The sequence below is a fragment of the Roseixanthobacter psychrophilus genome (assembly GCF_043195195.1).
Classification (GTDB): Bacteria; Pseudomonadota; Alphaproteobacteria; order Rhizobiales; family Xanthobacteraceae; genus NCEH01.
In genome coordinates, this window is sequence record NZ_JBAFWT010000025.1 from 71,971 (window position 1) to 80,100 (window position 8,130).

Below are 8,130 nucleotides of genomic sequence, written 5' to 3' on the forward strand. Positions count from 1 at the left end.
GGATAAGCGCCATGGATGTGAGCGTTAAAGCCAAGCACCCGCCCTTCAACCTCAAGACCAGCAACAATCGCCAGGAGCCCGGAGCGACCAGCAAGGTCGACCCCATTCTGTTCGAGGTGATCCGGCATCGGCTCTGGTCGATCAATGAGGAAGGGTCGAGCACGCTCGTGCATGCCTCAGGATCGCCGGTCGTTCACGGGTCCGACTACAATTTCTCGATCTATACGGCCAATGGCGACATCGCGGTCTGCGGGACATTCTACATGATCCCGATGTTCACGATGACCGTCCAGATTCAATTGGTGCTGGAGAAGTTCAAGGGCGATATTCACCCCGGAGACGTCTTCATCACCAACGATCCGTTCGTCTGCGGCGTTCACCAGAATGACTGCCTGTTCGTCGCGCCGTTCTTCTTCGGCGGCGAGCTTGTGGGATGGACGGGCGCGCAGGCGCACGTGATCGATATCGGTGGTGCGGCGCCGGGCGGATGGGTTCCCGACGCGCGCACCTGCTACGAGGAAGGCCTGCGCATTCCGCTTCAGCGGCTGGTGGAAAAGGGCGTGCTGAACCAGGGCATGTGGGATGTGATCCTCTACAATTCCCGCATTCCCTTCTTTCTCGGCAGCGATTTCAGCGCGTTTCTTTCCGCGCACCGTGTCGCCCAGGCGCGCCTCACCGAACTGTGCGCGCAATATGGGGCGGATGCGTTCGTATCGGTGGCGAACCAGCTTATCGCCGATACGGAGACGGCGACCCGCGCGATGCTGCGAAAGCTGCCGGACGGGGTGTTCAACCACGTCACCTATTTCGACCATGATGGCCATGCGAACAACATCTACAAGATCGCCTGCACCATGACGAAGGAAGGTGACGGGCTCACCTTCGACTTCAGCGATACCGACCCCACGATCATCGGCATGGGCAATGCGACCATGACCGGCACGCTCGGCGCGGTGGGGACGGTGATGATGGGATCTTTCGGGCAGGAAATCGGCTGGAATGCCGGGCTCATGGCGCCGGTGACCATCATCCACGGCAAGAAGACGGTGCTGAGCGCCGAACTGCCAGCGCCGATCTCCGCGGGCTCGGTCGCCGCAAACTTCCTCGCCGCGGCGTGTGCCTCGGTGTGCGTCGGCAATATGATGTCGTTCAATCGCGAGTTCGATGATTATGTCTGCGGGCCGCCCGATGGCTCCTGGCTGCTCACCATGTTCGGCGGCACCAATCAGTATGACGAGCAGTTCGCCATCATGTTCATGGACTCCCTCGGCTGGGGCGGTCCGGCGCACAATTGGCGCGACGGTGTGGATTCCGGCGGCTCGCTGGTGATCGGCTCCGGTGGCTTCAACGACGTGGAGCTGCACGAGAAGACATCCCCCATCATCTATCTGTGGAGACGCGAGGTTCCCGACTCCGGCGGGGCCGGGCGCTATCGAGGCGGCAACGGCATCGAGTACGCCACCACCGGCTACGATGTGCCGGAGGTGCAGGGCAGCTTCTGCAGCCATGGCGTTTCGCTGCCCGATCTCGTCGGCATTCAGGGCGGATATCCCGGCAATGTCTGCGGCTATCAGATCGCCCGCGGCAGCACGTGGCTGGAGGATATGGCCAAGGGCAAGGCCGCAGCCGACATGGCCAGCATCGGCGGTACGCTCGAGGACCTTCCGGCCAAGAGCACCTTCATCATGAAGGAGGGCGACGTGGTCAACAATGTCGTCCAGAATCCGGGCGGCTACGGCGACCCGCTGCTGCGGCCATACGACCTCATCGCCCGCGACGTGCGCGACGGCCGCTGCGGGAAGGCGGTCGCCAGGGAGGTCTATGGCGCCGTGCTGGACGACGCCTGCATGATCGATGCGGAAGCCTCCGACATGTTACGCGCGCAGATCCGTAACACCCGCAAGAGAACGGCCACCATGGGCCGCGATCAGCTCGCCACTCCGTTGAAAGTCGATGGCGCATCCCTCGCATTGACCTGGGGCGAAACCATCGGCGTGACAAAGGATGACATCATCTGCTGTCTGCACTGCTCCACCGGCATCGGGAAGCTCAAGACCAACTGGCGCCATGCCGTGCCGCTGCGCAACCCGAAGGCACGAGAGCTCGGCCCGCTGCTGAAGCTCGATGACCGGTTCGTGTACGACCAGTTCATCTGCTCGGAATGCGGAACCTCGCTCGCCGTGGACGTCCGCAAAGTCGGCGACGACTTCTCGGTCGACTTCGCCCTCGACTGATCGGCCGATCCGCGCCCGACCCTACCGACCTTCCATCTGACGGAAGGTCGGTGGCTTCCCCGGCGGGCACCCGTCCGCCGGCCGGGCCTTGCTGTGCCCGCCGCACCATCGCGGCGGCGTCGCGGGAGCGTTTCTGAACAGGCCTGCGAGAGAAGGCGATGCCCTTCGACCCTGCCTCGCGCCTCGCGGACATGCCCATTCCTCATCTGACTTTCATCGGGAGAATATTCATGGCCTGCACCCGTCTTTCCCATCGCCTCGTCGTGGCGAGCGCCTTTGCTCTGCTCGCATCGGCGGCGCCATCCTCCGCCGGAGAGTGGTTTCCGCTCAAGGTCGACATCTGGGATCCGCCGTTCGACATGAGCAGCCCACGCAAGCAGGTGGAATATACACCGCTCGCGAAAGCCGATGCTCCCTACAAAATCTGCGTTTCGTTTCCGCATCTGAAGGATGCGTATTGGCTGGGCGTTGATTATGGCATCATCGACGAAGCACGCCGCCTGGGCGTAAAGGTGCAATTGCTTGAAGCCGGCGGCTATACCGAGCTCAACAAGCAGATCGCGCAGATCGAGGACTGCACCTCCAGCGGGGCGAAGGCCATCATCATTGGAGGCATTTCCTATGATGGTCTGAACAATGTCATTGCCGAGCTGACCAAGAAGGGCATTCCGGTCGTCGACGTCATCAACGGCATGTCTTCGCCGAATGTCGCGGCCAAATCCCTGGTTTCGTTCGCTGACATGGGCGCGACCGCGGGCCGTTTCCTGGCTAAGGCGCATCCCGCCGGCTCGCCGGCCGTCAAGGTCGCCTGGCTGCCGGGCCCAGCCGGAGCAGGCTGGGTGGAGAGCGGCAACAAGGGCTTCATGGAAGCCGTGAAAGGCACGGCGGTGGATGTCGTCGACACCAAATATGGAGACACCGGCAAGGAGGTTCAGGCAAAGCTAGTGGAGGACGTGCTCCAGGCCCACCCGGATCTCAATTACATCGCCGGAACGGCTGTGACCGTCGAGGCTGCCGTCCCGATCCTGCGCGCGAGGGGATTGACCGACAAGGTCAAGCTGATCGCCTATTACTACACACCCGGCGTCGATCAATATATTCGCCGCGGCTCGGTACTTGCGGCGCCGACCGATTCCCCGGTGATCCAGGGGCGCATCGCGCTCGACCAGGCCGTGCGGCTCGTCGAAGGCAAGCTCCAATACAAGCATGTCGGCCCCATCATCCAGGTGGTGACAAAAGACAATGTCAACGCGCTCGACATGACGACGACGCTCGCCCCGACCAGCTTCAAGCCCACCTTCTCCGTGGACTGAGCTGCGGAACGAGCGTCGAGCGCGCGTCTGCGCGGACTGACATCCATGGACGGACCTCGGCGGACTGACCCCGCGCGGTGCCCTCCACGGATCGACCGGCGCCGGATCGACGACACGGCGCCCGGGGATGGCGTGATCCAGACCTCCTCACGCTGTCCCCACCCGTGATCCGCCAGCACGCGCGCCTGCGATTGCCGACAGAGCGGGGCCGCGCATCCCGCACGTTTTTTCGGAGCCAAAGCCATGTCCGCATCCGATACACCAAGATGTCCCGGCGAACCGCCTCTTCTTGAGCTGCTGCGTGTCAGCAAGCAATATCCGGGCGTGCTCGCGCTCGACAACATGAATTTTACCTTGCAGCGAGGTGAGGTTCACGTGCTGTTCGGCGAGAACGGCGCTGGAAAGTCGACGATGATCTCCATCATCTCCGGCGCGGTGAAGCCGACTTCGGGCGACATGCTGATGCACGGCGAACCGATGGCCTTCGCCTCGGTGCACGAGGCCCGCTCGCACGGTGTGACCACCGTATTCCAGGAGTTTTCGCTGGTCCCCTCCATGACCGTGGAAGACAACCTGTTCCTCGGCGCCGAATTGCTGCGCGGCGGCTTGATCGACAAGGCCGCCATGCGGGTGGAGGCGCGACGGATCATCGACCGGCTGGGGTTCGAGCTGGACCCGCGCGCCATCGTCGGACAATTGACCCGCGCCGAGCAGCAGATGGTGGAAATCGCGCGGGCATTCCGCAAGGATCTCAGCATCCTCATTCTCGACGAGCCCACGGCGAGCCTCACCGATCGCGAGGCGGAACAATTGTTCGCCTTGGTGGATCAGGTGAAGGCACGAGGTGTCGGCATCATCTACATCACCCACCGCATGCGCGAGATCGAGCGGCTTGCAGACCGCATCACTATTCTGCGGGACGGCAAGCTCATCACAGTCGTCGATGCGGGGGATGTCTCCCAGGAAGAATTGGTGCGCCTTATGACCGGGCGCGTTATCGGCGACATCTTCCCGATCATCCATTCCACGCCGGGGCGCACGGTGCTCTCTATCCGGGGAATGACGACCGCATCCGGATCGGTCAAGGGCGCCGATCTGGAGGTTCGCGCGGGCGAGCTGGTCGGGCTGGCCGGCCTCCTTGGCTCGGGCAAATCGGAGATCATGCGTGCCGCCTTCGGCCTCGAACCGTTGGTCGCCGGCGAGGTTGTGCTCGAAGGCGAGCGGGTGACCAATTCGACTCCGCGTAAGCTCCTGCGCGCCGGCTTCGCCTATATGCCACCGGATCGTCGCATCGAGGGCCTGGCGATGATGCGGCCCTGCAGCGAGAACATGACCTTCGCCGCGCTCGATCTGAAGCCGATCGCGGATGGCCCGTTCCTCAACCGCCACAGGGAGAAGGGCGAGGCGAACCGGCTGGCGCGTCTGTTCGAACTGCATCCGATGCGGCCAGACCGGCCGGTCGAGACCTTCTCCGGCGGCAACCAGCAGAAGGTGCTGCTCGCCCGCAGCGTGACGCGGCCCATCAGCCTTTATGTGTTCGACGAGCCGACCGTCGGGGTGGATGTCGGTACACGGGCGGCGATCTACCGCTTCATCGCCTCGCTGTGCGAGGCGGGGGCCGCCGTGATCGTCATTTCTTCCGATCTTCCGGAAATCCTCAACCTCTCTGATCGCGCCTACGTCTTCTACGACGGGAGGGTCCAGGCGGAACTCAAGAAGCCCGACATCTCGGAAGCGCGCGTCCTTCCGCATTTCTTTGGCCAGAAGGCAGCCTGATCCAGGCCCAACGACCGCTCCTCCAATCCGAAGGAAACGCACATGTCCGTCCTCGCCCTTCCTCCCAACGGCAGATCGCTGAGCCAGTCCTTGAAGCGCGCTTTCGTCCGCCTCGGAGTGTTGCCCATCCTGCTGGTGCTCGCGATGGTGATCTTCAGTGTCGCGTCGAGCAACTTCCTCACCGTCAGCAACCTCATGAACGTGGTGCGCCAGTCGGTGTTCCTGATGATCGTCTCAATGGGCCAGATGCTGGTGCTGTTGACCGGCGGCTTCGATCTGTCGGTCGGCACGATCCTCGCGCTGACCTCGGTTACCACGGCGCTCGCGATGGCTTTCTTCGCGAGCGTGCTTCCGGACATGATTCCGCTGGCCATCCTGCTCGGATGCATGGTCGGCGTGCTTGCCGGCTCGCTCATCGGGGTGGTCAACGGCCTGGGCGTCGCCGTGTTCGGCGTGTCGCCCTTCATCATGACGCTGGGCGTGGCCTCAATGGGCTTCGGCATTGCCTTGTTCCTCACCGGTGGAACTCCGGTCTATGGCATGCCGATGGAGTTCGGCGAGGTCGTGGGCTTCGGCGCCTTCCTCGGCATACCCTTTCCCATCTGGACTGCTGCGGGACTGGTTATCGCGACCTATGTCCTCACGAACTGGACCCGCGCGGGCCGCGCCTTCTACGCGGTGGGCGGCAACATCCGTGCGGCCCTGCTCTCCGGCATCGACACCCGTGCGACCCTGGTTGCGGTCTACGTCATTTCCGCCCTCCTGACCTCGGTTGCGGGCGTGCTTCTCACCGCCCGGCTCGACTCGGGCGAAGCCAATGTGGGCAGCGCGATGCCGCTGGAATCCATCGCCGCATGCGTCATCGCCGGGGTCAGCCTGCGCGGCGGCATCGGTCGGGTGGAGAATGTGATCCTGGGGGCCGTGTTCATCAACCTCGTGCAGAATGGAATGAACCTCGCCCGGATCGATTCCTATCTCCAGACCGTGGTCATCGGCGCGATCCTGATCGCAGCCGTCATCTTCGATCAGGTGCGCCTGCGCTACATGGCCGAACTCAAGGATTGAGGGCCGCCGGCCGGCGCCGCTTCTCACACGACCTTCGTCACAACACGACACCGCGCCTGATCGCAGCCGGCCGCAGAGCCCGGCCGCCCGGACGGGTGCGCCCTCTTGCCCTCGAATTCCCTCGGAGGAGGATGACATGAGTTCGTTCCGCATGACGTTCGCCGCTGCAGTTCTGATCATGCTGGCCATGGGCATCCTCTATCTCTGGGGGATATTCCTGATCCCGCTTGAGGCCGAGCTGGAGCTGCCGCGCGATACGCTCAGCATCGTCTCAAGCGCCGCGCTGTTGTTCTTCACCCTGGGCGTGATGCTGTACGACACGCTGTTGCGCAGCCTGCGCCTGCAAGCCTATCTAGCGCTGGCGTTCGCCCTGGCCGCTGGCGGTCACCTGCTGTTCGGCCTCATGCCCTCGTTCACCACCCTTCTCGTGGGCTATGGCGTGGTCTTCGCCGTCGGTGCGGGCCTCGGCTACGGACAGGCGCTGGCCCTGGCGTCGCGTGCACCGGCGGCGCGGCGCGGCGTCGTGATCAGCCTCGTCGTGTCGGCGTTCGCCTTGAGCGGCGTCATCCTCGGTGCCGTGCTGCCGGTGATCTTCGCCGACGTCAGCAGCCATCGCTCGTTCGTCCTGATCGCACTGGGCCTCGTCCTCGCCTGGGCTTGCGCGGCCGTGCTGCTGCGCCACGAAGCCTCGTTCGCGGGCGCGCGCATGGCGGGTGGCAAAGGGCAGGGCGCGACGTTCCTGTCGCCGATGTTCTTGAAGCTCGGCTTTGCCTTCTTCGTCTTCAACTTCGCAGGGCTGATGATGGTGGCCCACTGCGTCGGCCTCATCACCGCGGCCGGCATCTCGCAGAGCTATGCCACGCATGGCCTGATCGTACTCAACCTCAGCTACATCACGGGGGCGTTGGCGGGTGGCCGGCTGGGCGAGCAGATCAGCCCGAAATCCCTGTTGCTGGCAGCGCTCGCGCTCACGGGCGGAGGCTTCCTGCTGCTCGCCGCCACATCGGGCATCTGGGCCCTCGGCGCCGGAATCGCCCTGATCGGCTTCGTCTTCGGATCTGCCGCGTCCTTCACCCCCGTGCTCGTGGGGCGGTTCTGGGGGAGCGAGCGGATCAGCCAAGTCTATGGCGCGATGATGTTCGCTTACGGCGCCGCCGGCATCCTGGCTCCGTGGTTGACCGCCGTGCTGTTCGCATCGTCCGGCAGCTATGCGCACGCCCTCTGGGTCGGTTTGGCCATGTGCGGCCTCGGCGGCCTGGGCGCCCTCAGCTTGGCGCCCGAAGCCAGTTCCGCGCAGCGCGCCCCAATCTGAGCAACGCACACAGCGGAAAACAACCTTCCGCGTCGATCGCGATGCTCGGCCCTCGAAGCACCGCCGCAGAACGCGGCAGGCGTGGCAGTTCAAGACAAATAACCAGTGAGAAGGGGATAGAAAATGACGAACGAAAGCCTGCGCGTAAACCGAAAGCGCCATGACAATCACCTGTTGCGGACCGCCTTTGCGGCCGGGCTCGGAGCCATGGCGTGGCTGCCGACAGCTGCCTTGGCCGGCGGCACCACAGCCGGCGGCTTCACCTCCGGTCTGCCGATCTACGCGCTGTTTCCCGAAGGGCTGTATTTCATCAATCAGACCGCATCCGGATTTCGGACCGTGGATGACGTCGATACCCGAACCAATACCGATATTCTATTTTTCTACTATCAGAGCCCATTGAAATTTCTGGGCGGCGACGTCTCCTTCG

General features: G+C 63.8%; 5 protein-coding genes and 1 pseudogene. All 6 read left to right on the forward strand.

Features of this window, described 5'->3' with window-relative positions; genetic code table 11:
• The first annotated feature begins 11 nt into the window (after positions 1-11).
• Complete coding sequence (locus V5F77_RS19470; RefSeq protein WP_429007003.1) at positions 12-2,234, forward strand: hydantoinase B/oxoprolinase family protein; 2,223 nt, start codon at positions 12-14, stop codon at positions 2,232-2,234.
• 230 nt (positions 2,235-2,464) lie between these two features.
• The gene (torT, locus tag V5F77_RS19475; protein WP_429007004.1) at positions 2,465-3,547 is read left to right on the forward strand and encodes a TMAO reductase system periplasmic protein TorT; all 1,083 of its coding nucleotides are present in this window, start codon (positions 2,465-2,467) and stop codon (positions 3,545-3,547) included.
• A 243-nt stretch (positions 3,548-3,790) separates the two neighbouring features.
• Entirely contained in the window at positions 3,791-5,323 is a 1,533-nt protein-coding gene (locus V5F77_RS19480; protein ID WP_429007005.1) for a sugar ABC transporter ATP-binding protein, read from the forward strand.
• Between the two features lie 42 nt (positions 5,324-5,365).
• Positions 5,366-6,388, forward strand: a complete 1,023-nt coding sequence (locus V5F77_RS19485) for an ABC transporter permease (protein ID WP_429007006.1) — start codon at positions 5,366-5,368, stop codon at positions 6,386-6,388.
• 136 nt (positions 6,389-6,524) lie between these two features.
• Positions 6,525-7,700, forward strand: a complete 1,176-nt coding sequence (locus V5F77_RS19490; protein WP_429007007.1) for an MFS transporter — start codon at positions 6,525-6,527, stop codon at positions 7,698-7,700.
• A gap of 123 nt (positions 7,701-7,823) precedes the next feature.
• Positions 7,824-8,130, forward strand: a pseudogene (locus V5F77_RS19495) (hypothetical protein); the annotation flags it as partial.